21 protein-coding genes, 1 tRNA gene and 1 pseudogene are annotated in these 26,072 nt (G+C 63.0%); 16 read left to right on the plus strand and 7 right to left on the minus strand.

Annotated elements, in window-relative coordinates; genetic code table 11:
- Positions 1-266 precede the first annotated feature (266 nt).
- The 10 genes and pseudogenes from ffh to SH809_21160 all read left to right on the plus strand — a co-directional run bounded on the left by ffh (position 267) and on the right by SH809_21160 (position 10,025).
- A complete protein-coding gene (ffh, locus tag SH809_21115) occupies positions 267-1,616 on the plus strand; it encodes a signal recognition particle protein (protein ID MDZ4702225.1) in 1,350 nt (449 codons plus the stop codon).
- Between the two features lie 62 nt (positions 1,617-1,678).
- Positions 1,679-1,918: pseudogene (gene rpsP, locus SH809_21120) on the plus strand (30S ribosomal protein S16).
- Between the two features lie 452 nt (positions 1,919-2,370).
- Positions 2,371-2,910, plus strand: coding sequence for a ribosome maturation factor RimM (gene rimM, locus SH809_21125; protein MDZ4702226.1), 540 nt, complete (start codon positions 2,371-2,373; stop codon positions 2,908-2,910).
- Positions 2,911-2,936: 26 nt separating this feature from the next.
- Entirely contained in the window at positions 2,937-3,635 is a 699-nt protein-coding gene (trmD, locus tag SH809_21130; protein ID MDZ4702227.1) for a tRNA (guanosine(37)-N1)-methyltransferase TrmD, read from the plus strand.
- A 197-nt stretch (positions 3,636-3,832) separates the two neighbouring features.
- Positions 3,833-4,195, plus strand: coding sequence for a 50S ribosomal protein L19 (rplS, locus tag SH809_21135; GenBank protein MDZ4702228.1), 363 nt, complete (start codon positions 3,833-3,835; stop codon positions 4,193-4,195).
- Positions 4,196-4,214: 19 nt separating this feature from the next.
- Entirely contained in the window at positions 4,215-5,036 is an 822-nt protein-coding gene (locus tag SH809_21140) for an MqnA/MqnD/SBP family protein (protein MDZ4702229.1), read from the plus strand.
- A gap of 7 nt (positions 5,037-5,043) precedes the next feature.
- Positions 5,044-5,508, plus strand: a complete 465-nt coding sequence (gene smpB, locus SH809_21145) for an SsrA-binding protein SmpB (protein MDZ4702230.1) — start codon at positions 5,044-5,046, stop codon at positions 5,506-5,508.
- 46 nt (positions 5,509-5,554) lie between these two features.
- Positions 5,555-6,775: a tyrosine--tRNA ligase gene (gene tyrS, locus SH809_21150; GenBank protein MDZ4702231.1), complete on the plus strand. Its 1,221-nt coding sequence runs from the start codon at positions 5,555-5,557 to the stop codon at positions 6,773-6,775.
- Between the two features lie 194 nt (positions 6,776-6,969).
- Entirely contained in the window at positions 6,970-7,356 is a 387-nt protein-coding gene (locus SH809_21155; protein ID MDZ4702232.1) for a BlaI/MecI/CopY family transcriptional regulator, read from the plus strand.
- Between the two features lie 2 nt (positions 7,357-7,358).
- Positions 7,359-10,025: a M56 family metallopeptidase gene (locus SH809_21160; GenBank protein MDZ4702233.1), complete on the plus strand. Its 2,667-nt coding sequence runs from the start codon at positions 7,359-7,361 to the stop codon at positions 10,023-10,025.
- Here the strand turns inward: SH809_21160 and SH809_21165 are convergent.
- The 5 genes from SH809_21165 to SH809_21185 all read right to left on the minus strand — a co-directional run bounded on the left by SH809_21165 (position 10,006) and on the right by SH809_21185 (position 14,195).
- Entirely contained in the window at positions 10,006-10,371 is a 366-nt protein-coding gene (locus SH809_21165; GenBank protein ID MDZ4702234.1) for a hypothetical protein, read from the minus strand. The genes SH809_21160 and SH809_21165 overlap by 20 nt on opposite strands.
- A 13-nt stretch (positions 10,372-10,384) precedes the next feature.
- Positions 10,385-10,768, minus strand: coding sequence for a response regulator (locus SH809_21170; GenBank protein MDZ4702235.1), 384 nt, complete (start codon positions 10,766-10,768; stop codon positions 10,385-10,387).
- 64 nt (positions 10,769-10,832) lie between these two features.
- Entirely contained in the window at positions 10,833-12,869 is a 2,037-nt protein-coding gene (locus SH809_21175; protein ID MDZ4702236.1) for a hypothetical protein, read from the minus strand.
- A 99-nt stretch (positions 12,870-12,968) separates the two neighbouring features.
- Complete coding sequence (locus SH809_21180; protein MDZ4702237.1) at positions 12,969-13,238, minus strand: hypothetical protein; 270 nt, start codon at positions 13,236-13,238, stop codon at positions 12,969-12,971.
- Between the two features lie 108 nt (positions 13,239-13,346).
- Entirely contained in the window at positions 13,347-14,195 is an 849-nt protein-coding gene (locus tag SH809_21185; GenBank protein MDZ4702238.1) for a hypothetical protein, read from the minus strand.
- Between the two features lie 157 nt (positions 14,196-14,352).
- Here SH809_21185 and SH809_21190 point away from each other — a divergent pair, with 157 nt between their 5' ends.
- Positions 14,353-15,294 (plus strand): DUF4835 family protein, encoded by a 942-nt coding sequence (locus tag SH809_21190; protein MDZ4702239.1) that lies wholly within the window; start codon positions 14,353-14,355, stop codon positions 15,292-15,294.
- Positions 15,295-15,417: 123 nt separating this feature from the next.
- On the opposite strand, the gene SH809_21195 is transcribed toward SH809_21190, so the two are convergent.
- Positions 15,418-15,499: transfer RNA gene (locus SH809_21195), tRNA-Leu, on the minus strand.
- Between the two features lie 109 nt (positions 15,500-15,608).
- Here SH809_21195 and SH809_21200 point away from each other — a divergent pair.
- On the plus strand, positions 15,609-17,786 hold the full coding sequence (locus tag SH809_21200) for a S46 family peptidase (GenBank protein MDZ4702240.1): 2,178 nt from the start codon (positions 15,609-15,611) through the stop codon (positions 17,784-17,786).
- Positions 17,787-17,867: 81 nt separating this feature from the next.
- The gene (locus SH809_21205) at positions 17,868-20,105 is read left to right on the plus strand and encodes a S46 family peptidase (protein MDZ4702241.1); all 2,238 of its coding nucleotides are present in this window, start codon (positions 17,868-17,870) and stop codon (positions 20,103-20,105) included.
- Positions 20,106-20,123: 18 nt separating this feature from the next.
- Here the strand turns inward: SH809_21205 and SH809_21210 are convergent, their stop codons facing one another.
- Entirely contained in the window at positions 20,124-20,555 is a 432-nt protein-coding gene (locus tag SH809_21210; protein MDZ4702242.1) for a YkvA family protein, read from the minus strand.
- Between the two features lie 480 nt (positions 20,556-21,035).
- Here SH809_21210 and SH809_21215 point away from each other — a divergent pair, with 480 nt between their 5' ends.
- The 3 genes from SH809_21215 to SH809_21225 all read left to right on the plus strand — a co-directional run bounded on the left by SH809_21215 (position 21,036) and on the right by SH809_21225 (position 26,072).
- Entirely contained in the window at positions 21,036-21,710 is a 675-nt protein-coding gene (locus tag SH809_21215; protein MDZ4702243.1) for a response regulator transcription factor, read from the plus strand.
- A 205-nt stretch (positions 21,711-21,915) separates the two neighbouring features.
- Entirely contained in the window at positions 21,916-22,896 is a 981-nt protein-coding gene (locus SH809_21220; GenBank protein ID MDZ4702244.1) for a tetratricopeptide repeat protein, read from the plus strand.
- Positions 22,893-26,072, plus strand: coding sequence for an FG-GAP-like repeat-containing protein (locus SH809_21225; protein MDZ4702245.1), 3,180 nt, complete (start codon positions 22,893-22,895; stop codon positions 26,070-26,072). The genes SH809_21220 and SH809_21225 overlap by 4 nt, the downstream gene beginning before the upstream one ends.

A 26,072-nucleotide genomic window follows, 5' to 3' on the forward strand; every position in this document is an offset into this window, starting at 1 on the left:
GGTGGTAGGCGCAAAAATGAAGGCGTGGCGAGGGACGTGCGTTCCCTAACTCGTCAAAAATTCGATGTTTGTTCAGAACGTGAAAGCGTCGGCGACGTTGGATTAGCCGTTTGTATCATCTATTTTGGCCTTTCTACGCTGTAGAGTAAACGCGCGATGTAAACGAAGCGAAGGAAGCGAGCCATACGTTAAGCGCCAATGAATGGGCCTGGCACCTGCGAGCTCACTGATCGCACGCGCTGAATACATCACCTGGAAATCCCGGAATGTTCGAAAATCTGAGCGACAAGCTGGACGTTGCGTTAAAGTCCCTCGCGGGGCAGGGGCGCATCAACGAACTCAACATCGCCGAGACGATGCGTGAGATCCGGCGTGCATTGCTCGATGCGGACGTCAATTATCAGGTGGCGCGGGAGTTTACGGACAAGGTAAAAGACCAGGTTCTCGGGAGCAAGGTGCTCAACGCGGTCTCGCCGGGGCAGCAGCTCGTGAAGATCATCTACGATGAGCTGGTGGACCTGCTCGGGTCGGTCCAGGTAGAGATCAAGACGTCGGCCAAGCCGCCGACGGTGGTGCTGGTCGCCGGCCTCCAGGGCTCAGGAAAAACGACGTTTTGCGGTAAACTCGCCGCTTATTATAAAGCCAAAGGTTTTGCCCCCATGCTCGCCGCGGCGGACGTATACCGTCCCGCGGCTGTGGATCAGCTCAAAACCCTCGCCGCCTCCATCGACGTGCCGGTGTATGCGATCGTGGAGGACGGGGTGGTTGTCCGCGATGCCGTTCGCGTGGCCCGTGAAGCGCTGGCTGAAGCGCGTCGGACCGCGCGTAACCTGCTCATCATCGACACCGCAGGCCGCTTGCATGTGGATGAGGAGATGATGCGCGAAGTCGAGCAGATCAGGGACGCCGTTTCGCCTACCGAGATCTTGTTCGTCGTCGACAGCATGACGGGTCAGGATGCCGTCAATACGGCGCTCGAGTTTAATAAGCGGCTGAACTTCGACGGCGTCGTGCTTACGAAACTCGATGGAGACACCCGCGGCGGCGCTGCGCTCTCTATCCGCTCGGTGGTTCAGAAACCGATCAAGTTTGCCTCGACGGGTGAGAAGTTAGACGCGCTGACGCCGTTTTATCCGGATCGGATGGCGCAGCGGATTCTGGGTATGGGGGACGTCGTCTCCTTCGTCGAGCGCGCCCAGGAGCAGTTCGATGAGAAAGAGGCCGATAAACTCCAGCGGCAGATCCGCTCGGAGGATTTTAACCTCGAGGATTTTTACGAACAGCTGCAGCGCATCAAGAGCATGGGCTCGCTGAAAGATCTGCTCGGCATGATCCCTGGAGTCGGCAAGCAGGTCCGAGACCTGGACGTGGACGACGACGCGTTTAAACACATCGAGGCCATCATCAACTCCATGACCCCCCTGGAACGGCGCAAGCCGGATCTGCTTAACGGTAACCGTCGCCGGCGCATTGCCGACGGCTGTGGCATGGAGGTCAAGGACGTCAATCAGCTCATCAAGCAGTTTCATGAGATGAAAAAGATGATGAAGACGATGTCCAAGTTGATGGGTAAAGGTAGAAATGTCGACCTCCAGGGGCTCCTGGGGGCGCGATAGCCGTACGAGCACAACACGAGTTCACTTCGTAACCAAGAAGCGATACAAAGGAGAGAAGCAAGGTGGCAGTAAAACTCCGTCTACGCCGCATGGGGCGTAAAAAACACCCGATCTACGCCGTAGTGGCGACCGATGAGCGCAACCCCCGCGATGGTAAATACATCGAGGACCTGGGCCGCTATTATGCCGTCGATGAGCCGGTTCGTGTTGAACTTCAGCGCGATCGGATCCTCTACTGGCTCTCACAGGGCGCGCAGCCGACCGATACCGTGCGCAGCATCTTCAGCCGGCATGGCCTCATGCTGGCGGCCAACCTGCGCCGAAAGGGCAAATCCGAAGCGGAAGTCGAGGAAGCCGTCCAGGCGTTCCTGACACAGCGCGCGGACAAGCAGCCGCGTAAGCGCACGGTCGCCGACCAGCGTCGCGACGCGCTCGCCCTCGAACGCCAGGAAGCCTCCAAGCGTGAAGTCGAGAACGCAAAGGCCCGCGCCGAAGCCGAGGCGAAAGCCGAAGCCGAAGCCGATGCCGCGCGCCGAATGGCCGCTGAAGAGCGTCTGAGGCAGAAGGAAGCCGCTGCGGCCGAAGCCAAAGCCGCGCAGGAAGCAGCCAATGCGGCTCAGGCCGGCGCGGAAACGCCGGCTGAAGCAGCGCCTGCCGCCGACGCTGCCGCTGAGGCGCCCGCAGAAACGCCTGCCGCTGATGAACCCGCGGCCGGTGAGACCAACGCCAGCTGACACGCGCCAGAGGCCATCCCATGTCAGCTACGGACGCGCATTCGTTACGCCGCATCGGGCGGATCTTACGCGCGCACGGCGTCCTGGGGGAGCTGAAGGTATTGCCGTCGGTTGCGGATATCGAGGGTCTGGCGACACTCCCTCGGGTCTGGATCGGCGGAGCGCCGGATCAGGCAACGGCACACGCCGTGGAGTGCGTCCGCTTTCAGCATAACGCGAAAGGCCGGCTCGTTCTCCTGCGAGTGGCCGGAGTCGTGGGCCGCGAGGCCGCGGAGGCGATGCGTGGTCGCGAGGTATTCGCGGCGGCGGCAGACCTACCGGTATCCGATGGCGAAGCATACGATCGCGACCTGCTGGTCGGGCTCGAAGCCTTTGCCGACGGCGCGCCCATTGGCCGTATCCACGATGTGCTGGAAATGCCCGCGCATCACGTGCTCGTGATTGCGCGGGAAGGTCGGCCCGATGCCCTCGTGCCGGCTGTGCCAGCGTTCATTGAAACGATTGATCTTGCCGCCGGCCGTCTGGTCATCCGGCCCATCGAGGGCCTGTTGGAAGACTGAGGCGAGCGCATACCGGGTTCCGATCCGTGCGAATCGATATCGTCACCGCACTGCCGGACATCGTCCGCGGTCCGCTCGAACACAGCATCATCCAACGCGCCCGCGCTGCCGGGATCGTGTCGATTGTTGTGCACGACATACGGGACTTCACGTTCGATAAGCATCGACAAGTGGACGATTACCCGTTCGGCGGAGGCGCCGGCATGGTGCTCAAGCCGGAGCCGATCTTCGCCTGCATCGAAGCGATCCAGGCGGAGGCGGAACAGCGCGGCGAACCGGTAGACGAGGTAGTGTACCTCACGCCGGATGGCGAAGTGTTCCAGCAAGCGATAGCCAACCAGCTCTCCTTGCGGCGCCATCTGATCCTGCTCGCCGGCCACTATAAAGGCGTCGATCAGCGTGTGCGCGATGCCCTCGTTACCCGCGAGATTTCGATCGGGGACTATGTGCTGAGCGGTGGTGAGCTGCCTGCCCTCGTCCTCGTCGATGCCCTCGTTCGGCTTGTGCCGGGGGTGCTCGGCGATGCGTCGTCGGCGCTAACCGATTCGCACCAGGACGGCCTCCTTGCGCCACCCGTCTACACCCGCCCCGCTTTGTATCGCGGGCTCGAGGTGCCGGACGTGTTGATGTCGGGAGATCACCGGGCTATCGATGCCTGGCGGGACGAACAGAGCCTCGCGCGGACGCGCGAGCGCCGGCCCGACATGCTCGACGCGGCGGATTGAGATCAATCGTAACGAAGTGACAAGTGAGGGTCGAAGTTATTCGCTCTCGGCTTCCCCGCGAAAGCGGGGATCCATGCAACCAGTCGGTCTTGCTTGGATCCCCAATCGAGTTGGGGATGACAACTACCTGTGGGACCCAGTTTTTGCTGATTCCCGCGTACATAAAAGAGTACTAAATCGATAAGCGGAGGTGGCCCATGGCTAAGGACCTGATTGGGATCATAGAAGCGACCCAGTTTCGCGACGATGTCGTCGCTTTTACGCCCGGAGATACGGTCAATGTGCATGTGCGCGTCGTCGAAGGCGACAAGGAGCGTATCCAGCAGTATCAGGGTGTCGTGATCGGCATCCAGAACAGCGGCTCCAACCGCACGTTCACCGTCCGCAAGATTTCGAACGGCGTTGGCGTCGAGCGTATCTTCCCGATCTTCTCCCCGAAGGTTGCGAAGGTGGAAGTCGTTCGTCGCGGTAGCGTCCGTCGCGCGAAGTTGTATTACCTGCGCAACCTGCGTGGTAAGGCGGCCCGCATCAAAGAGAAGATGTACGATCGCGCCCACTGATCCCCTCGATCGATCCACGATGCGCATTGCCATCTGGGACGAGCCGGCACTCGATGTATTTGCGGTGGCGATGGAGCAAAGCGGACGCTTTGCTCCATCGGCTATCCGCAGGGGCACCCGCGCCCAGTGCCGAAATTGGATCGTCCTCGGTGAAGTGGATGTGGCTCTCGTGCCCACCCTGACGTTGTTCCGGGAGCAGGCGCTTTTCGATGCACTGCCGGCGGTGGCCATCTCGACGTGGGAATCCACTCTGGTGGAGATCGTGCTCAACCGTCCGCTCGGCGAAGGCGTACGCACGGTCAGCTTCGATCCTCGCTACGCCCAGGAAGTGCTGCTAACGCAGATCGTGCTAAAAGAGCATTACCAGACCGTCCCGGTGTTTAGACCGGTCGATGCGGAGTCGGTTAACCAGTTGCTCGAAGCGTCGACGGATGCCGCCATCCTGGTTAATGCCGCCTCCGACGCTGGCGCGGCGGCTACTTACCGGATGGACCTCGGTCGGGAGTGGTTCGAGTTGACGAACTACCCGATGGTATGGGGAATCTTCGTCACCCCTCGCGGGGCCGCGAACAGCGATCACGTGCGCCGGCTCACGACGTATGCCGGCATGGCCGAGCAACTCACCGAGTCGTGGCTCGCCGATCGCGTGCTGGACGAACGTCGCGCGGCCTTCTACCGATCCCACATCCGGTACCGGTTGGACGACCTCGCCGTCGCCAGCTTCACAGCCCTCCAGGATTACCTCTACTTCTACCTGGCCACCGACGACATCGCCCCGGTTTCGTTCTACCAGGTCCCGGAGTCCGAAGCCGACGATTCCGACGACATCCCTCTGTTGTGATTGCGCCATGAGTGAGGAGATTAAAATCGTTGCTTCCAACCGCAAGGCGCGCCACGAATTCAGCATCGAGGAGTCGCTCGAAGCCGGCATGGTGCTCCATGGGACCGAAGTGAAGTCCCTCCGCGAAGGCAAAGTCAACATGTCGGACGCGTTCTGCATCGTCCAGGGCGGCGAGATGATGCTTTTGAACTGCCATATTTCGCCGTTTAAACACGGCGGGCACTTCAACCACGAGGCCGTCCATCCGCGCAAATTACTCCTCCACCGCAAGGAGATCGAGAAGTGGCGCGAGGCGATCGAGCAGAAAGGGTTTACGATCGTGCCGCTCAAGATCTACTTCAAAGCCGGCCGCGCGAAGATCGAGATCGGCCTCGCAAAGGGTAAAAAGCTTTTTGACAAGCGTTCCGACATCGCGGACCGTGAATCGAAGCGCCGGCTCGAACGCGTCATGCGAAGTGGTAAAGACGAGTAGCGCCGATATTCACGCCTTCAGTCGCTGTTATTAGCCTCTAATATCCATGTTTTTACCCGTCGACGAACAGCTTGCGCACATCCGCCGGGGCGTCCAGGAAATCCTCCCCGAAGCGGCCCTCCGCGAGAAACTTCAGCGCTCGTACGATACCGGTAAACCCCTCATCGTTAAACTCGGGTGCGACCCGAGCCGGCCCGACCTCCACCTCGGCCACTCCGTCGTCCTCCGTAAGCTCCGCCAGTTTCAGGATCTCGGCCATCAGGCCATCCTCATCGTGGGCGACTTCACGGGCATGATCGGCGACCCGAGCGGGAAGTCGAAGACCCGCCCGCCCCTCTCCCTCGAAGAGACCCGCCTCAACGGGCAGTCGTACTACGAACAGGCCTCGAAAATCCTCGACGGCGGCAAAGCGCGTATCCTGTACAACTCCGAGTGGCTGGGACCGATGAGCTTCCGCGACGTGATCCAGCTCGCCGGCAAATACACCGTCGCTCGGATGCTCGAACGAGACGAATTCGAGCGGCGCTACAAGGGCGGCGAGCCGATCGGGGTGCACGAATTCCTGTACCCGCTCGCCCAGGCGCAGGACTCGGTGGCCATCCAATCCGACATCGAACTCGGCGGCACCGACCAGAAATTCAACCTGCTCGTTGGTCGCGACATCCAGATGGCGAACGGGATGCCGGCGCAAGTCTGCATCACGCTACCGCTTCTCGAAGGCACGGATGGGATCGAGAAAATGTCGAAATCGCTCGACAACTACATCGGCATCTCCGAACCGCCCGAGCAGATGTACGGGAAAACGCTGTCCATCCCCGATACGCTCATCTACCGGTATTTCGAACTCGCCACGGATCTGTCCACGGACGAGCTGCCGGCGCTCAAGGCCTACGCCGAGCGCGACCCCCGGAATGCCAAACACGACCTCGCGCTGCGCCTCGTCCAGATGTACCATGGTGCCGAAGCCGCCCGCCAGGCCCGCGCTCATTTCGAAAAGACCATCATCGGCGGGGGAGTGCCGGACGAGATCGAGTCGTTTACGCCCGAGGCGGAAACCGGCTCTTCGATCAATCTCGTGAAGCTGATGGCACAGGCCGGCCTCGCGTCTTCTAACGGCGAAGCCCGCCGGCTCGTGCAGCAACAGGCCGTCTCCATCGACGGCGAACGCGTCGACGACCCGCAACTCGAGATCGACCTCGCCGTCCGCGCTCCGTTTGTGGTGAAAGTGGGCAAACGCCGCTTCGTTCGGATTATGTGGAAGGGCTAGCTTCACCAGTCAGACGAGCACCTGAGGCCAATCGTACTCGATCCACGTCCATCGGATGACGCCGTCCTTCAGGTGTTAATTATTTAGCACTAGTGCTTGACAGGCGCCCGTCCGTCCGTTATCTTTCTGCTAAATATTTAGCACGCGTAACCCGGTGGAGCCGGGGGACGTACGGACACACCAGGAAGGTACGCATGACCACGCCCCAGCACGAACACCTCAGCCGCCGCGAACGGCAAATCATGGATGTGATCTATCAAAAGGGAAAGGCGACGGCCGCCGAAGTGATGGATCAGATCCCGGACGCCCCCAGCTACTCTGCCGTGCGTGCGCTGATGCGCATCCTGGTCGAAAAGGGCCACCTGTCGTACGCCCTATCGGGGAATCGGTACATCTACAAGCCGACCGTGTCGCGGCAGACCGCCAAGCACAACGCGCTACAACACGTGTTGTCGACATTCTTCGAGGGATCCGTTTCGCAGGCGATGGTGGCGTTGTTGGATCTGACGGACGAGTTGCCGGAGGATGAACTGGAGCGCCTGTCGGTGTTGATCGAAAAAGCCAAAAACGAAGGAAAATGACCATGGACAACCTGCTCTTCTCGCCGGCCTTCACCCGTGAGGCCTTCGTCGTGCTTTTCGACTACGCACTCAAGGGCGTGATCATTCTTTTGTTCGCCAACCTGCTCGTCTACCTGCTTCGGCCGGCCTCCGCGGCGATCCTGCATGCGATCTGGACCGTAGCGATGGTGCTGCTGATCCTGGTGCCGATCGCGCCGCGACTCGTGCCGGGTCTGGACCTGGCGATCCTCGACCCGAGGGCCCTGCCGGGGGTGAGTGGCGCCACGGGATTGGCTGGTGAAAATGCGCCCGAGGATGCGGTAGTTGCCTACTGGCCCTCGCAAGGCGACTCATATGGGGTATTGAACCGGAATGTGCAGGAGCAGGCTGCACTGGAAGAATCCATGGCCGCGGTGAGGGACAAACAAGGCTCGGGTGACGCATACATCGTCCGTTCGCCTGACGCCGGCTACCGGATCGAGCCGGCCGCGCCCATTGCTCCTTTGCTTCGAACGCAGACGGCCATGCCTGTTCTGGACGCTGTGTTGTTGTTTGGGATGACGGCGGGATGGTCGGACTGGATGCTGCTCGTCTGGCTGGGCGGCGTGGTGTTTCTGATAGGATGGATGATCTCGGGCGTCGTGGGGCTGTTCTGGCTGCGCCAGCGGTCGACTCATCTGATGGGGGAGGACTGGCAGGATCTCATCGATGAAATCTCCGAACGATATGCGTTGCGTCGGCCAGTAGCCCTCATGACGAGTGGCCGCATCGCGATGCCGATGACGTGGGGGGTGTGGCGTCCGGTGGTGATGTTGCCCGTCGACGCGGAGGACTGGCCGGCGGAGCGGCGGCGCTCCGTGCTCCTACACGAAGTGGCCCACATCGCGCGCTGGGATTACCTGACCCAGAGCCTCGCCTATGCCGTGTGCGCCGTAAACTGGTTCAACCCGCTGGTGTGGCGCGCCGCCGGCCAGATGCGACTCGAACAGGAAAAGGCGTGTGACGACCGGGTGTTGTCCCATGGCATGAAGGCGACCGCGTACGCCTCGCACCTGATGGACCTCGCCCGGACCGTGCGCTCCGCGTTTGTATCGCCATCCGCTGCGATGTCGATGGCGCGTCCGTCTCAGCTTGAAGGCCGGCTGATCGCCATCCTGGACGATCGGCACGACCGGCGGACCCCCTCGTGGCGCCGGCTTGTGGGGACGGCGGCGGCATCTTTCGTGCTCATTCTACCGCTTGCGGCGATGCAGGTCTGGCGCCCAACGGCAGAGACCGTTTCCGCGAAACCGGCCCGTTTCAGCATGCTCGCGCCGGCGCCCGAGTATGAAAAGATCGCGGAGGACGCTTCCCTTGCCGCGTTGGCAGAACTCGAGGCCGTACATCTCAACCTGGAGGCGTTGGAGATTGCGAACCAGGAGCTGTACTTCACGCTGGATATCTCCACGGACACCACCGATGAGCAGCGAAAAGCCGCGCGCCGTAAGGCGATTGTCGCGCTACGCAGCGCGCTGGACGACGAAAACGAGGCTATCCGGCGCGACGCCGTGATCGCGCTGTATCAGATCGGCGGGGCCGATGCCGTCGATGCCTTTGTTGAGGTCGTCCGCAACGACCCGAGTGCGGACGTACGCCGGCAGGCCGTCATGGCGCTTAGTCGGGCCAGGGGCGAAACCGCGGAGCAGGGTCTGATCGCCGCGTTGTCCGACGCCGACCGGGATGTCCGGCGCGACGCGCTGATCGCGCTGAGCAGCCGGGAGGTGACCGAAGCGACGCCGGCATTTGAGCAGGCGTTAAAGGATGAGGACGCCATGATCCGCGCGACGGCCGTACGGGCCATGGCCGCCCATCCGGCGGAAGGGACCGTCGATGCGCTGGCGGATGTGCTCGCCAACGATGCCTCGCGCGACGTCCGTATCGCGGCGGTGCAGGGGCTCGGGATGATGCGCGATATCCGCGCGGTGGACGCGCTTTCCGCCGCACTGGAGGATGAGGATGTGGATGTGCGCCGGCTGGCAGCCCAGGCGCTCAGCCAGCTCAACTATGGGGGGGATGAGCAGGTTCGGCGTACGGTGGGTCGGGCCTGGGGCGGCGTCCTGGCGCCCGGTCAGATTCGGAGTGGGGCAGGTCCGGGGACGATTTTTTCATCGGCGGAGGCGCCGGCCGTCTGGGGGTATAGCCGGGGCTTGAACGACAGCGCGCGGGTGATGGCGTATTCGGATGATCTGGCGCGTGTTGGATCGCAGGCACGGGACAATGAGCATATTCAGTTGTTGAATGAGAAGGCATTATGGGAGAACGAACGCAAGCGGGAGGCCATCGAACAAGAAATGGAAGCATTGCGTGGATTCATAGAGCGCAGTCAGACGGAGGGCGGGGGAGAACAGGATAGTCGCGAACTTATGAAACGCCTGGAGGCGCTGCAGATTGAACGGGATCTTTCGGATTCTGCACTTGAACACCGACTCCGAATATCTCGATGGCCGCAAGCCGGCGAGACCTTCACTGCAGCCCCCGGTGCTTCGCAAGAGGAATTGAAGGAAGCACGGATCAGCGAGATGATCCGGTTCATCGAAGAGCAGCCGTCGGGCCCTCGGTGCAAGGAGTATGTTAAGCTGCTCCAGGACATGAAGGACAGTAACCCGCGCGCGAAGATCGCCGTGGAGACCCTCAGCTGCGAGAAAGAATGACGTCGTAGTACGCGAGGGCGGCCGGCGTCGCGACGAGGCGGGTGCCGTTGAGATCGACTTCGAAGAGGGAGGCCTGGCGGGTTTGCCGGGCCTTCCATGTTAACATTCGCTCCACGACAACCTGGACGGCGCCGTCATTGGAGCGTTCCGCCAGCGCCGGCCCGTCGAGCCCCAGCTCGTCCTGCATGAACACGAGCCAGCTGCCGTCGGACAGGACGGCGCGCACATGACCGTCCTGCACATACAGCTGGCGGATGGCGCGGGCCATCACAGGATAGATGTGATGATGCAGCCGGGCTGCCGGCACGGGCCGGCCGCGGGCTTGCAGCGAAGGAAGGCGAGGCATGAGGACACGGGAGTCACGCGGCGAGGAGTTGGGTAATGGTTTCGAGTAGCTGTTTCTGGGTGAAAGGTTTGCTCACATAGCCGTCGAACCCCATGTTGAGGAACCGGTTACGATCTCCGGGCATGGCGTAGGCAGTAAGCGCGATGATCGGAATGGATGCGTAATGACCCTTCTGGCGGATCATGTTGAGCAGATCGATGCCTGTACGCTCTTCGCCGAGGTGAATATCAACCAGGAGCAAGTCAAACGTATGCTGCGTTGTCAATTGCAGCGCCTCATCGATTTTGCACGCGATGTCGATTTTGTATGAAGCCTGCAGAAAATACCGCAACAGGATCTGTGTGTCGGCATTGTCTTCGACCACCAGAATATGGGTAGCTGCCGGCTTTATACTCATCGTTCGCTCTGGGCCTCATCTATGCCTCAGCTGCGGGCGAAGGCAAAAGTAGATAGTGATAGGACTATGAATCGTGCTTCCAGCGTAGCTGCATGCGCACCGTGCGGAACCGAGGGCCCTCGAACAGATCCGGCCCGCTGCCGGCCCGACGATCCACCGGGTACGACGCACGCTCGAACTTGACTTCAAACGTCAAGGCAGGGCCTGCCCGGTAGGACATCAGAATATAAAACCGATCGCCATTCCCCGCATACTGTGCAACGATAAAGCGTGAATATACATCGTCCTCATAGGCAAAAGCCGTCGCGTCCGCACCTGTGGATGCGAACGAGGCAAACCGGGTGGTGAGGCGAAGCCACGTCGCCGGCCTCCAGGTAATGTCGCTATACAGCAGGACCCCGCGCTGGCGCTTGCCAGGCCTGTCCGCCAGGACCCAGTCCGCCCGCATACGAAGGAGCAACGCGGGGCTATGCGTGTAGCTGGCGTGGAGGCGGAAGGTGCGTCTCCGTGTGGCATATAACCCATCGACCACGCGACCGGCTGCATCCACATACATGCCGCCGGTTTCAGTCTGTTGTTGGCGGTATTGGAGGTAGCCGCCGATGTACGGCGCCGGCTCGACATTGAGGCGGATACTGGCTTCACGGCCCTGACCGGGGAGGGGGAGGCCGGTGCGTGGCCACGGGTGCCCGAAACGGTCGATATACCCGGCCATAGACCACCGCCGCGACGGGGTGATGCGTATCGCGAGGTAGACGCCCTCCTCGTTCTGAGGGATGGACCCCGCGGCGCGAAAGGCATTGCCATACAATGGGGCGAACGCCGGCTGGAAGCGCCGCGCCACGAACAGCGCTTCGAGGCGCGGATCGGGCACGATCTGGCCTCCGACAATCAGCCCATCGCCACCTCCGGCCGTGCGGCCATACTCGGCGAACAGGTGGGCGGATCGGGAGCCATACCTCGCGAAGGCGCTGGAGGCGGACTGACGCCTGCCCCGGAAGTCGAAGGCCTCATAGAGGGCGTCGCCAGCAGCGATGGGCATGTCGAACTGGCCGAGGACATGCACGATCCCGACGCTCCACGAACGGGCGGCGGCAAGCAGGCGGAACCCGGCCGTATTCGAACGCAGAACGCCGCGCCGGGCGCGTTCGGTGGCCGTCCTGTGGAGGCCGGTCCGGTTGATGGCCCGTACCTCGGCCAGTGGGCCCGTATCGGTCAGGACGGTGTCGATCGAGGCGGCGAGTGCGCGTCGGGAAGCAAATACCAGGAGTTGGGTCCCACGTAGCGGAGCCACTTCCACGGCCGCGCCACGGAAGAAGGCGCTTTCGCCGGCACTACCGTACGGGCTGAGCCCGCTGCCCGAAACAAGCGGATCGAGGGTAGGCGCGGCGCCGGCGATCGCGCGATATGGCGCCCCGAGGAGCAATCCGTGCCCGGCCTGCGCCAGGTAATCCCCCACGACCAGGCGACGAAGCCAGCGGCGGCCGGACCACGAAATGCTGCCAGCAACGTGATCCATCCCCAGGACTCCCCGGTTGGGCTCCCAGCTCAGTGCCTCGCCGGCGTCTTTCTCCATTGCAAACCGAACCGAGGCGCCGCCGCGATCGAGGCGGAGGCGCGTATACGCCGCCAGCGGCGACCCCGAAAAAGCCGGCCCGATGGAATCGCCGGGATCGGAACGGAAGCCGCTGCGGAGGTCGAGGTCGCGGCTGAACCGTTGCAGGATTTCGATGCGCGTGCGGGGCGGGCTCCTGTCAGCTCCTGGTGTCTCCGGGTCAGTGAAAGCCACGAAAGGGGCCAGCCGGCGGGCGGTATCGGCATCGAAGCCGGGGAGTCCCGCCAGAGCGTCGAGGGACGCGAGAGCAGGGGATAGCGAGAGTCGCGCGGTGAGCGCCGCTTTTTGTATGGCGCTCAGGTAGGGCAGGCGGTCGACGTCGCGCACGGCGGCGGCATCCAGTAAAAGGGGCTGTTCGAGAAGCGTCTGCCAGAAGTGGAGGAGAGCTTCCGCATCCGATTCGTCCGTCGGGAGGGATTCCAGCAGGTCGTCCCATCCGGCGAATAACGACTCGGGCGTCTGTGCCCTGGCCGACGTTGCGGACATTCCGCAGAGCAGGATCAGGCAGGCAACAAGTAGTGACGAAGGCATGGTACGGGCGGCCGGAGGAAGGGGGCTCTACCCGTACTAGACAGTTTTTGGAGATCAGGCGTACCGTCTGTCGCGCATATTTTTTGCGAGATAAAAGGCGAGGGCTCCGAAAAACGAGACGAACCAGACGACGAAGGTCGCGCCGAAGAGGAATCCCGGCCGCCCCGATGGAAGGGCGAGCAGCACCTCGAATCGGTGCGCGTACCAGGCGCCGATGGCGTAAAACAGCCAGTAGAGCGACATCAAGGCGGCGAAGGCGCCGGCTTTACGAGAGATCGCGTTGGATGTGGGCGTCATAAGCGAGGCCAGGAGGCGGAGGGTCATGGGAGCGGGGGCGAGTGGGAGCGGAACCGGTTACAAGAAACGAAACACGCGGGCAAGGACGGGGTCGGGCGCACGCAATCCACACTCGCCTTTGGCGCGGCTTATATGCTACAATGCGCCACGTCCATGGACGTATATGGCCACGGCCGGCGTCCACCCCAGCGCATAGTGCCGTTCGGCGGTGGCTTCGGCGTGAATCCACGTGGTTCGGACGGCCACGCCCGCCGATAGCCGCCATGGTTCCCCGGTCGCGCCGGCGCGCAGCGCCAGCGCCCGCACAGGACGCCACTCGAGGCCGGCATGGAGCGACGTCGACGCGCGGCCGCTCCGTCGGAGGGCGAGGAGGAGTGCGGTCTCGGGTGTCGGCTGGTACAGCGCGCCCAGGGCAAACCGCCGGGACAGGGGCTCGCCCGCAGCCCATCGGGGGCCATTGACGTTCTCCGCCGCCGCGCCCAGGCGGAGCGTGGGGACGACATCCACCTGCCAACCGGCGGAGAGTCCAATGGCCGTGGCGTTGCCGTAGTCCTCGATCGTAACCCGGTGCAGGGCGATACGGACGCCCATGGCGATGGGGCGATGGGTGCCGGGGAACAGGGGTCGCGCCACGCCGGCCAGCCAGCTGGATTCGCGGTAGGCCGCGTCGCCGAAACTGGCGGCGCCGGCCGCGACGACCGTCCGCCCAAGCGGCACCGCGACACGCGCGGCGCCTTCGCGTAGCTCGGGAAGACCAAACCCCTCCGCGGCAAAGAAGCCCGCCGTCGCCGAGCGAATGGCCGCCCAGGACGCCGGGTTGGCGATCCCCCAGAGGTCGCCGCCGAGAGCCGGCGTGGCCCCGCCCAGAGCGATGGCGGCCGCGCCTTCACGCGCCGGTTGGGCGCCGGCGGCCCGCATGGGAAGGAGCAGAAGAAGGGCGATCACGCCGCGCAGTGCGGCGGAAGCTGGAGGCGAAGTGTGCATCGGATACGATAGAGGCTGATGGACCGTTTCTCCTACTAGACGTATGTGCGTGCTCCCGCATACCGTCCGACACAGCCAGTGCCCTCGCCGGCTGGAAACAGCACCCGCACTCGCTCGTAACAGCCTCGATTCGGAACCGTCAGTCTATCCTAACCGCATGCCGAACCCAACCCGACGCACGTCTCGCTTTTCTTCTCGCCTTATCCGCTTCCTGCTTCTGGGGTTGGGGGTTATGGTAGGGGCGCCGGCTACCGCGCCGACGGCCCACGCACAGGAATTTAACTGCCAGGTCACGGTCTCCATCGCCCAACTCACGGGCTCCGAGTTTACGTTCTTGCAGGAGCTTGGCGAACAGATCGAGCTCTATATGAACGAGCGGTCTTTCACGCAGGACCGGTACCTGGATGTCGAGCGCATCGACTGCCTCATGCAGGTGATCTTCGAGGAAGCGGTCACCCTCACCAGCTTTCAGGCCCGGATCGTGTTATCCAGCCGGCGACCCATTTACGGTGTGCCGCAGGTCTCGACGGTCCTTCAAATCAGCGATACCGGCTGGCAGTTTAACTACGCCCAGGGGTCGCCGCTGGTATTCGATCTCGAGAAGTTCGATCCCCTGACGTCGGTGCTCAACTTCTACGCCTACATCATGCTGGGCTACGACTACGACACATTTGCGGAATTTGGAGGCTCCGCCCACTTCGAGCGGGCGCGGCGCATCGCGGCGCTGGCGGAGTCCCAGAACGCGCTCGGTTGGGTCGATCTGGGTGACAACCGGGGCCGGAAAGATCTGATCGAGCAGGTGCTGGATCCCCGCTTTAAGCCACTCCGGAAGGTCTATTTCGACTACCACTACGCCGGCCTTGACGCCTTCGTCTCGGAGAATGAGGCGGCGCGAGGCAGTATTCTCGCGGCGATTGAGAGCCTGGACGCTCTTTATGATGAGATGTCGCGATCGTATGTGTTCGACATCTTTTTCTCAAGCAAAGCCGAGGAGATCGCCGCGGTGTTTGACGACTCTCCCCTGAGTTCACAGGCGTACGATGTGCTCCGCCGTGTCGACCCCGCGAACCTGTCGAAATACGATAAGCTGGTGAACTGAGGTAGTTGCAGGTTGGCAAGTTGGCATGTTGCAGGTTACGACCGATCGGAAACCTATCTACCTGCAACCCGCCAACCCGCCAACCTGCAACCTGCCAACCTGCAACCTGCCAACCATTCCATGTGCGAAAGGGGGGACTCGAACCCCCACTCCCTGAGGAACTAGATCCTAAGTCTAGCGCGTCTACCAATTCCGCCACTCTCGCATGAGCGAAAATGATATGGCGCTGCACCCCTGGAGGTTCCGATGCCGCTTCGGCGGCGCGGTGGCCGGCCGGCAATGATGAACTATTTTCCCACCCAGACTACGACGTTATGATCACTGGTATCGAGGCCCGCGGAAAGAGCCTGCTGGGCCTTCTGCTCTTGAGCGGTACGTTGCTTTCCGCTCAGGCGCAGCCCGAGCAGAACGACCCCTTGAAAGCGGGGCGGTTCGACAATGGGAAGATGTGGACGTTCGACTATCCGCCGGCCGACTACTTCGAGGAGGCCTATGGTTTTTCGCCGGATGAGGCCTGGTTCGATCGGGCGCGTCTGGGGGCGCTTCGCATCCCGGGCTGCACGGCGTCGTTCGTTAGTTCGACGGGTCTGGTGCTCACCAACCACCATTGCGGCCGCGGTCCGGTGGCTCAGGTGACGCAGGCCGGCGAAAACCTTTTGGACGATGGCTTTTATGCCCCCTCGCTGGCCGAAGAGCGGATCGTTCCCGGTTTCTATGCGGATCAGATGATCGCCATCGCCGATGTGACCGACGAGGTTTTCGCGGCCCAGCAGGGCATGGAGACCGACGCGGAGCGGGCGGCGGCGCGCGATGAGGCTGTACAGCGCATCCAGGACCGCCTCACGACGGAAGCCGGCGGCGCCGAAGCCGGCATCGTGGTCGAGGTCACCCCCCTGTACCACGGAGGTCGCTACTCGGCCTACACCTTCCGCCGCTACCCGGATGTCCGCCTCGTGATGGCGCCGGAACTCCAGATGGGCTTTTTTGGCGGCGACGATGATAATTTCACCTTTCCCCGATACGCGCTCGACATGACTTTTTTCCGGGTGTACGACGACGCCGGCGAGCCGCTCGAAACGGAGCACTACTTCACCTGGAGCCTCGAAGGCGTGCAGCCGGGGCATCCGGTGTTCGTCATCGGCAACCCGGGTAGCACGAGCCGCCTCGAGACTGTCGCCCAGCTTGACCTCCGCCGCGACGTGACGGACAAAAGCCTGCTCGCGTTTGTCTCCAGCCGCCTCGCCGCCCTCGAACGGTACCAGGAATCCCTGCCGCCGTCGCAACGTTCGGACGCGACGCGCAATCAGATCTTTTCGCTGCGGAATGCCCAGAAGGCGTATACCGGGCAGCAGGCCGCACTGGTCGATCCCGTGGTGGTCGCGCGTAAAAAAGATGCCGAGCGCGCGTTTATGGAGGCGATCCGGGCGGATGCCGCGTTGACCGCCACCTATGGGTCCGTGATTTCGGAGATAGCCGAAACCCAGACGAGCTTCCGCGAGCTCGGCGCTGAATACGGCGCATTCTTCGGCCTCACCAGCGCCGCCTATTCTTCGGCGCTGATGCGGCGGGCGATAGCCGCCTACACCTACCTGGAACGCCGGGCAGCTGGCCAGCAAGGCGCGGCCCTCGACCCCCTTGAAACGCAGATCAACGGCATCGCCGATCAGCCCGAGGGGCTCGCCCGTGAACTGCTCGCGACCCGCCTGCACGATTTTTTGACGTACTTCGGAACGGAGGACACAGTGGTGCAAACTGCGCTCGCCGGCGCCTCGCCGGAGGACCGCGCCGCGGCGCTCCTCGCGTCGTCCGCCCTCGCCACCGCCGAGAAGACACAGCAGGCGATGGCAAATGAGACGCTCACGATGGAGGATCCCGCGGTGATCCTGGTCGGCGCCTTCATCCAGCGATATCGTGACTTTCAGAGCGCCTCGGCCGGGCTCACCGGCCGGCAGAACGAACTAGCCAGCCAACTCGGCCGGGCGCGCTTCGCGGTGTATGACACGGACGTTCCACCCGACGCCACGTTTTCGCTCCGCATCGCCGACGGGGTCGTCGCCGGCTACCCCTACAACGGCACCTTTGCCTCGCCGTTCACCAGCTTCTACGGGTTGTACGATCACTATTATTCCTACGGAGCAGGCTCCGCGTGGGACCTGCCGGCGCGCTGGCTCAAGCCGCCGGCGACCTTCGATATGGGGGTACCCATGAACTTCGCCTCGACGAACGACATCATCGGCGGCAATTCCGGCTCTCCGGTCTTGAATCAGGACCTCGAACTGGTGGGCCTCATCTTCGACGGCAACATCGAGAGCCTCGCCGGCGAGTTTATGTATCTCCCCGAGAAAAACCGCGCGGTGTCTGTTGATGCCCGCGGTATACTGGAGGCGCTGGATGAGATCTACGATGCGGATCGGATCGTCCTCGAACTCACGGAGGACGAACTCGTCCCTACCGAGGACGAGGCCGACCGTAGCCGCGGCAGCCAGCGCTGAGCGCGCCGCCTGCCCCCTCGATAGCGTTTGAACGATAGCGTTTGAACGATAGCTTTTGAACTATCTTAGCCGATGATTTTCATGACAGCATTCGCGCGCCCAGCACTCGTCGCCCTCGCCCTGGTTCTGATGACCGGCTGCGCCACGACGACCAGTGAGATGGCCGTCATCACCGAGCGCCCCCGGCCAGCCGCGCCCCCAACCGTCACGCCGGCGGCCGACGTGACGACGCCCGCCCCTGAAGAGACCATCCAGCCCGGCCGGTTTGATGGCGGTAAGATGTGGACGTTCGACAACCCGCCGCTCGAGTACTTCCGCGAAGCGTACGGTCTCGAACTGAATGATCAGTGGTTTGAAGTCGCCAGCCGGAGCGCTCTGCGTTTCGGCGAGAGCTGCTCAGCCTCGTTTGTCTCCCGTCGCGGCCTTGTGATGACCAACCACCACTGCGCCCGTGAGAGCATCACCAAAGTAAGCGGCGCCGGCGAGTCCTTGCTCGATGACGGGTTCTACGCGACCTCCCTCGACGCCGAACGGAAAGTGGAGGACCTGTATGTCGATCAGCTGCTGTTTATCGCGGACGTGACGGATAAGCTTACCGATGACATCCCGGACTATCAAAACGACGAAGAGGAGGCCGACGCGCGCGAGCGCGCCATCGAAGCACTCGAAGAGCGGATGACCCGCGACGCGCGCGGTCAGGATACCACGCATATCGTGCAGATCGTCCCGCTGTACAACGGCGGTAAGTATTCGGCCTACACGTTTAAGCGCTACAGCGACGTGCGCCTCGTGGTCGCGCCTGAGCTGCTGATGGGCAAGTTCGGCGGCGATCCGGACAACTTCACGTATCCGCGGTATTCGCTGGACATGACGTTCTTCCGGGTGTATGGCCCCGACGGGGCGCCCATAGAAACCCGCTATTTCTTCCCGTGGAGCACCGCCGGCGTGCAGGAAGGTGACCCCGTTTTTGTGGTCGGTAACCCTGGCTCCACCAGCCGGCTCAATACCATCAGCCAGCTGGAGTATGAGCGCGACTTCGACCTCCCGCAGCAGCTCGAAGTGCTGACCGCGTTCGCCGGCATCATGAAGACTTACCTCGATACCCAGCCACCCGGTGACGCGAACGGGGACATACGGAACGATTATTACTCGCTCTCCAACTCGATCAAGGCGATGGAGGGCCAGCTTGCCGGTCTCCGCGATCCCGCGCTTATGGCGCGCAAACGCGCTGCCGAGCAGAACCTCCGCCGCGCCATCGACGCCGACCCGAAGCTGAAGGCCGACTACGGGAACGTGCTAGATGACCTCCTTGCCGTGCAGGCTTCTAAGAAGGCAACGGCCCGCCAGGCCGGCGCGCTCACCTTTTATGGCTCCGCGCTAGGGTCGCGCATCCTCACTCGCGCACTCTACGGCTATGCCTACACGCTCCTCAAACAACGCGGCGCTACGCAAACAACCCTCGACGAGCTGCTCAAGGACGCCAACGAACTGAAAGATTACCCGCCTGAAGTGGAACGCAGCCTCATCGTGGCCCGCATCCGTCAAATGGAAAGATACCTCGGCCGCACGGACCCCACCATTCGTGGCATGCTCCAGGGCCTCACGCCCGAAGCGTTGGCGGATACCCTGGTCGCCACCTCCGCCCTCGTCGATTCCGCCCGATTCGTCGTCCTGCTGGATGGCACCTACCTCTCCAGCAAAGACGCGTCGGTGCCCGTCATCAACGCCCTCGCGCCCCTGTATTTTACGCTCGGCCAGCAGATCGGAAGCTTTGGCGACCGCGAGGGCAATCTCAACGCCGAACTCTCCCGCGCTCGCTTCGCCGTCGACGGCTTCACCAGCCCGCCGGACGCGACCTTCTCGCTGCGCCTCACCGATGGCGTCGTACAGGGTTATGCCTACAACGGAACAGTCGCACCGTACAAGACGACTTTTTATGGTGTTTACGATCACTATGTGACCTACGGCCCGAACTCCGAGTGGGATCTGCCCGAAGCCTGGAAGCGTGTGCCTCCTGGCCTCGACCTGTCTACCCCGCTCAATCTGGTTTCCACCAACGACATCACCGGCGGTAACTCTGGCTCCCCGCTGCTCAACAAGAATCTAGAAGTGGTGGGATTGATCTTCGACGGCAATATCGAATCGCTGCCCAACGAGTATGTTTATACCGACAAAGCCGCCCGCGCCATCTCGGTTGACGCTCGCGGGATTCTGGAAGCGCTGGATGAGATGTACGACGCCGATCGGATCGTCCTCGAGCTGACCGCCGGCCAGATGACGGCGACAGAGCAGGAAGCGGATGCGGTGAGAGGGGAATGACCCCTCACCCCCACACCCCTACCTCTGCCTTTCCCACTCCTCGAATTTCTTGATTTCCGGCCTGAGAGCCTGGTAGAGGAGCGCGATGACCGTTGCGTCATCCAGATAACCGATGCCGGGCAGGAAATCGACGATCAGGTCCATGGGGCTGATGAAATACAGCAGGCCGGCCGTGATGAGCACCAGCGGAGTCTTGGAGAAGCTGGTGTATTCCCCACGCAACCACCGATAGAGGAGACGGGCGAAGGCGCCGACTTCGGTGCGGAAGCGCGGGAGAAGCGCCGGCGTGTGGCCCATCTTGTCGACCACCTTGCGGAGCAGGTTCCATAACCTCACTCGCCGGCCGATCAGGCCATGCGCCTTTCCGATGCTTCGCCGCAACAGGGGTTTAAAAACCTTGAAGAGAAGCGCCGGCGCGAGTCGGCGGGATCCGGCGGAGCGATGATTCATGGGGGCCCTGGGAGGTAAGCTTGCAGATCAGCCATAGAATAGCGATTCTGCGGCAAAAATCACAGCCCGGCGTCTTTCTTCAGCCCCCGGCCCTTGCTTCTGAGGGGCAGACACTGTTTCACACGCTGCGGCCGACACTGCGGCAGACACTGCGGAAGACACTGTTTCACACACTGCGGCAGACACTGCGGCAGACACTGCGGCAGACACTGCGGCAGACACTGCGGCAGACACTGCGGTAGACACTGTTTCACACACTGCGGCAGACACTGCGGCAGAAACGGTGGACCGACGCGGCGTTTCCGGTAATGGGGAGACGTCGGGACGTACACGATCGAGGTGACTCGGGAAGGCGCGAAGGCGCGCGAAACGCTCGTGATTGAGGCCGCCGTCCGGCGTTGAGAAAAAAACGTGTCAGTGTCGTGCAGAAGCGCTATTTTCGCCCTATCCACCAAACACGCCAGACGCGCGACGCGGTACATGCAAGGAGAAAAAGATATGGCGCCGATCCGGGTGGTCCTCGCGGACGACCACCCGCCGCTCCGCGCCGGCATCCGGATGCGTCTCGAGCAGGAGCGAGACATCACCGTCATCGCCGAGGCCGACAACGGCCGCGACGCGTTGCGGCTGGTACGCGATCTCAAACCTCATCTGCTGGTGCTGGACATGGAGATGCCCGACATGACGGGGTTGGATGTCGCTCGACAGTTGCGAGAGTCGGACGATACGATCCGCATACTCATCCTCAGCGCCCACGAAAACGACGACTATCTCGAGCAGCTCTTCGAGAGCGGCGCGGCGTCGGGTTATCTCACCAAACAGGAATCTCTCGAGACGATTGTGGCCGCCGTTCGCGGCGTGGCGCGTGGTGAGGAGGGCTGGCTGAGCCGCGAGGTGGCGGCGGCCATGATGAAGCAGCGCCGGGGCGGATCGCACAAGGCGGACCCTGCGATGCAGGAGTTAAGCCGGCGTGAGATCGAAGTCCTCAAGATGGTCGCCCGCGGTTTCAACAACATCCAGATCGGCGATGAGCTGTTCATCGCGGAAAGTACCGTCAAAAAACACGTCAGCAACATCTACACAAAGCTCGAATTGGGCTCGCGCGCCGAAGCGGCGGCGTGGGCCTGGCGGCAGGGTCTGGTCGAGAAAGACTGATCCAGAGTACGAATCATTTCGGCACAGTGTTTGACAAAGGATTTTCAGAAATCGAAACTCTGTGGTCACGCTGCGCATGGACCCTTACGTGCACGGATGACGCATGGAACGCCGTAAACGGCGCCCCTGACCATTCGCTTTAGGTCTCGCGGGCGCATCGCTCTGAAAGGCCTTGTTGGATAACGTTCACCTCGTATCGCTTGTCGTGCTCCTTGCGGTTTGTGCGATGGGGTGCGACAGCGCGCTGATGCGGGAGGTCGCCTACCACGAACGTGTCGGTAACCTGGAGGAAGCCCGTACGGCCGCCGAGCGCGCCGCCCAGTCGGATCCTGCGAATAGTGAAGCGCACTTCTTACTTGGCCGCACCTGGTTGGCGCAAGGAGCGTACCCGGAAGCCCACGCCGCCTTCGAACGCGCTAACACCCGCACGGCCCGGTATGCGGACCAGATCGCCTTTTTGCTTGAATCCGCCTATCGAACCGCGATGGCGGAGGGGGCAACGGCCTATGGGATGGCCCGTTTCGCGGACGCCGCCGCCCACTTCGCCGCCGCTACCCGCGTCGATACCGTCGCCCTGGATGCGTATCGCGCGCTGGGCCACGCCTCGGTCCAGGCCGGCGATCGGACCTCGGCCATTGCCGCCTACCGCACCGCCAGCCCCCTCGCCCCGGCCGACGTCGAACTGTGGAATAACCTCGCCGAACTGACGACCCTTGAAGCCGATTACGAGGCCGCGCTCGTCTACTCGCGCCAGGTGCTCCAGCTGGATCCAGCCTTTCGGCCCGGTCTGCGCCGGCTGGCCTACGTCGAAGAAAAGCTGGGCCATGACGACGAGGCCGAGGCGCACTACCGCCAGCTGGTCGACGGCGGCCACACCCAGGCCGACGCCCGCAATTTTGCCTTCTTGCTATACAACCGTCAGAACTACGCCGAAGCGCTGCCACATCTCGAGATCCTGGCGGACCACGGGCAGCCCGACTGGGACGTGCTCAAGGTGTTGTGCGAGAGTTATCTGGCTGTTGAAGACTTCGCACGGGCAATCGATATAGGCATCCTGCTGCACGATCGCCGGCCCGAAGACCGCGACGTGGTGAGTAATCTGATCCTGGCGTACGAAAAGGTGGGCGACAACAAGCACGTGGTGCTGTACCGCGAGCGTCTCGCGCGCATGGAGGACGAATTATGAAGCATCCTATCCACCGGACGCGCGTTGCCCTGATCATCGGGTGCCTGGTTATCGTGGTGGGCCGTGACGCCGTGGGTCAGACGCTGCTTCCGGCGTTGATCGAGCCGGCGCCGTACTCGGCCAGTAGCCTGCCGTTTGATCCCATTCGACTGACCTTCGACACCCCGATCGACACGACCAGCTTCGCGACGGCGGTCTTCCGGGTATATGGCAGCCAGACCGGCCTGTACGAGGGCACGCTTTCGTACGACGAGGCGACCCTCACCGTCATCTATACGCTTCCCTGCGCCCTCAAGGAAGGGGAGCGCGTTTCAGTCACGGCGGCGGGGATACGGTCGATGTCCGGCGGCGTGCTCGCGCCGTTTCAGTGGCAGTTCATCCCGGCGGTCGTCTACGGCAGCGGCCGGTTTGAAGGGCCGGATCAGTTCGACCTCGGCCTGGCCGATGCGCCGGCGTTTGTGTTTGCCGGCGACCTCGATGGCGACCTCCTGCCGGACGCCGTCGTCGCCAACAGCGGCTCGGGCTCCATCGGCATCTACCTCAACCAGGGCATCCGTGCGCGTCGGTTTGCACAGCGCACCGATGTGCGCGTCGGCTCGGGTCCGTTTGCGATCTCGGGCGGCGACTGGAACGCCGACGGCCGGCTCGACCTCGTCGTGAGCAACCTGCTTGAAAGCTCGCTCACCCTGGTCGTGAACGACGGCAACGGCCTGTTCTCGACCTCGACGATCGAAACCGGGGAGCGCCCCGTGCGCACCGCGGTAGGCGACTTCGACAACGACGGCGACGAAGATATCGCGGTGTCCGCTTTTGGCGTCGATCTGATCTACGTGCACCTCAACAACGGCGACGGCACCTTTGCGTTGCCGGCGACCTATCCCGTAGGCGCGTCGCCGGCCGGCCTGGTGGCGGGCGATTTCGATAACGACGGCGACCTGGACCTCTACGCCGCCAGCCTCGGCGATCAGCGGTTGGATTTTCTTCGCAACGATGGCGCGGGCGCGTTCGGGGTCTCCGTCACGACGCCGCTGCCGTTTTCGCCGGCGGCCATCGAAGCCGCCGACCTCCTCAGCGCCGACACCACCCGGTACAGCGACTCCCGGCTGGACCTCGTCGTCTCCGCCCAGGATTCGCGGGAGGTGCTCATCCTCCAGAATACCGGCAACGGCGCCGCGCTCCAACTGGCCGCGCCGCTACCCGTCGATTCGTCCTCCTCCCAGGCGCTGGCCCTCGTCGTGGCCGATATCGACAGCAGCGATGCCCTGGGGGCGTTCCGCGGTCTCGGGCAGGATTTTGACCTCGATATCGTGACGGCCCACCTGGCGGCCGGCGAGATCCGACCGTTTATCAACACCGCCGCGCAGGGCTTCGAGCGCGGGTTGCCGGACGTGTATCCGACCGCCGCACTCGCGCAGGACCGTAATCCGATCTCAATCGCCTCCACGGATGTCGATGGTGATGGCGACCTGGACCTACTAGTAGTGAACGGGACGTCGGGCAATCTGGCTGTCTTTTATAATATCGGGGGCCGCGAGGCGCCCGTCGAAGCGTTCCCCCCGATCCTCAGCTACGGTGAACTGTGTGTGGATGAAGATTCTACCCAGACCGTGCAGCTGCGCAATACCACCAACCATCCCATTTCGGTGGAGATCAGCGTCCGCCCGGACGCCGGCGTCTATTTTCCGGACACCTCGGCGGTCGTGCTCGCTCCCGGCGAAACGCGTAGCGTGGCCGTGCGGTTCTCGCCGCTGGCGGCGGAGGACTACTTCGCCGAACTTGTCCTCCGTACCCGCATCCTGGCCGAGTTGTGCGGGATCGACGCCCAGCAGAGCATCGTCGAAGTGACCGTCCCACTCGTCGGCCGCGGCATCGCCACCCGCTTCTCCGCCGTCCCCGATACGCTCGATTTCGGGATTGTTGTCGTGGGCGACTCACTGGTGCGCTCGTTCGACCTGCTCAATGATGGCAATATCGGGGGCGATATCGCGAGCTTCCTCTCGGGCAATCCGCTCTTCACCGTCCTGGCGCCTCTCACGCCGCAGACCGTCGCGGCCGGCGGCCGGCAGCCCGTAGACGTCCAGTTTCAGCCCCTCATCGCCGGCGTGTACTTCGATTCGTTGCGGGTGGCTACGGTCGATTTGTGCGGGCGCGACACCCTCACCGTCTACCTCCGCGCGCGATCCGTCGACCCCTTACCCGATCTCCTGCCGCTGAACCTGGCGTTGGTCGCCGGCCAGACCCTCACCGGACTGCGGGTGGGGGATGCCCTCGATGCGCAGGTCGACCTCCAGAATCAGTTTTACGCCGTGCCCGATACCTTCCTGAGCCGGTTCGTGCTCATCCGCCCTGACGGCGTCAGCCAGCCCGCCGGCGACATTATCACGGAGGGGATAGGCGTGGAGACGATCGTCGGGCTGTCTAGCCCGGCGATTACGCTGACCCAGCCCGGCCGGCACCAGCTCTGTTTCGATGCCGACGCCCTCGACGCAGTCCTCGAGGCCGTCGAGGATAACAACCGCCTCTGTCTGGAGGCTTTCGACGTGCGTCCGCTCCTGCCGGATCTGCTCGCTGCCGACCTCGTTCGCGCGGACGGCATTACCGACGCCATCCGGCGGGGGCAGACGCATGACTATACCGGCACCGTCCGTAACATCGGCGATCAGGACGTCGCCGCACCGTTTCAGGTCGAGATCCTGCTCAATGACCTCGTCGTCGAGTCGCTGACGCTCGAAGGGCTGGCCGTGGGCGCGGAGGCAACCTTCACCGCGGCCGTGGACTTCCCCGATGTGGGCGCCTACACGCTCATCTTCCGGGTGGACGCCGGCTTCGGGATTGATGAGATCCTGGAGGATAACAACGACTTCATCCTCGGCCCCTTCGATGTCGAACTGCCCGACGCGCTGCCGGTGGGTCCGAACCCCTTTACGCCGAACAACGACGGTTTTAACGACCGCGTGGCGTTCCGCATCGAGGAGTTCGGGCTCGCCCAGCCCGTCGTGCGCATCTTCAGCTTCGAGGGCCGGCTTCTGCGCACGTTCGACGAAGTAGTGGAGGGCGCACTCGCCTGGGACGGCCGCGATGACGAAGGGCGCGAGCTGCGGCCCGGCGTCTATCTCTACACGGTGGAAGAGGCGCGCGAAACCGTCGCCACCGGTCATATCACGCTGGCGAGGTAG

It is taken from the genome of Rhodothermales bacterium (assembly GCA_034439735.1).
Taxonomy (GTDB): Bacteria; Bacteroidota; Rhodothermia; order Rhodothermales; family JAHQVL01; genus JAWKNW01.

Bases quoted from the DNA above. Each gene is read 5' to 3' on its own strand.
- ffh (MDZ4702225.1), top strand. From the start codon at position 267: ATGTTCGAAAATCTGAGCGACAAGCTGGACGTTGCGTTAAAGTCCCTC.
- rimM (MDZ4702226.1), top strand. From the start codon at position 2,371: ATGTCAGCTACGGACGCGCATTCGTTACGCCGCATCGGGCGGATCTTA.
- rplS (MDZ4702228.1), top strand. From the start codon at position 3,833: ATGGCTAAGGACCTGATTGGGATCATAGAAGCGACCCAGTTTCGCGAC.
- SH809_21140 (MDZ4702229.1), top strand. From the start codon at position 4,215: ATGCGCATTGCCATCTGGGACGAGCCGGCACTCGATGTATTTGCGGTG.
- smpB (MDZ4702230.1), top strand. From the start codon at position 5,044: ATGAGTGAGGAGATTAAAATCGTTGCTTCCAACCGCAAGGCGCGCCAC.
- tyrS (MDZ4702231.1), top strand. From the start codon at position 5,555: ATGTTTTTACCCGTCGACGAACAGCTTGCGCACATCCGCCGGGGCGTC.
- SH809_21155 (MDZ4702232.1), top strand. From the start codon at position 6,970: ATGACCACGCCCCAGCACGAACACCTCAGCCGCCGCGAACGGCAAATC.
- SH809_21160 (MDZ4702233.1), top strand. From the start codon at position 7,359: ATGGACAACCTGCTCTTCTCGCCGGCCTTCACCCGTGAGGCCTTCGTC.
- SH809_21165 (MDZ4702234.1), bottom strand. From the start codon at position 10,371: ATGCCTCGCCTTCCTTCGCTGCAAGCCCGCGGCCGGCCCGTGCCGGCA.
- SH809_21170 (MDZ4702235.1), bottom strand. From the start codon at position 10,768: ATGAGTATAAAGCCGGCAGCTACCCATATTCTGGTGGTCGAAGACAAT.
- SH809_21175 (MDZ4702236.1), bottom strand. From the start codon at position 12,869: ATGTCCGCAACGTCGGCCAGGGCACAGACGCCCGAGTCGTTATTCGCC.
- SH809_21180 (MDZ4702237.1), bottom strand. From the start codon at position 13,238: ATGACCCTCCGCCTCCTGGCCTCGCTTATGACGCCCACATCCAACGCG.
- SH809_21185 (MDZ4702238.1), bottom strand. From the start codon at position 14,195: ATGCACACTTCGCCTCCAGCTTCCGCCGCACTGCGCGGCGTGATCGCC.
- SH809_21190 (MDZ4702239.1), top strand. From the start codon at position 14,353: ATGCCGAACCCAACCCGACGCACGTCTCGCTTTTCTTCTCGCCTTATC.
- SH809_21200 (MDZ4702240.1), top strand. From the start codon at position 15,609: ATGATCACTGGTATCGAGGCCCGCGGAAAGAGCCTGCTGGGCCTTCTG.
- SH809_21205 (MDZ4702241.1), top strand. From the start codon at position 17,868: ATGACAGCATTCGCGCGCCCAGCACTCGTCGCCCTCGCCCTGGTTCTG.
- SH809_21210 (MDZ4702242.1), bottom strand. From the start codon at position 20,555: ATGAATCATCGCTCCGCCGGATCCCGCCGACTCGCGCCGGCGCTTCTC.
- SH809_21215 (MDZ4702243.1), top strand. From the start codon at position 21,036: ATGCAAGGAGAAAAAGATATGGCGCCGATCCGGGTGGTCCTCGCGGAC.
- SH809_21225 (MDZ4702245.1), top strand. From the start codon at position 22,893: ATGAAGCATCCTATCCACCGGACGCGCGTTGCCCTGATCATCGGGTGC.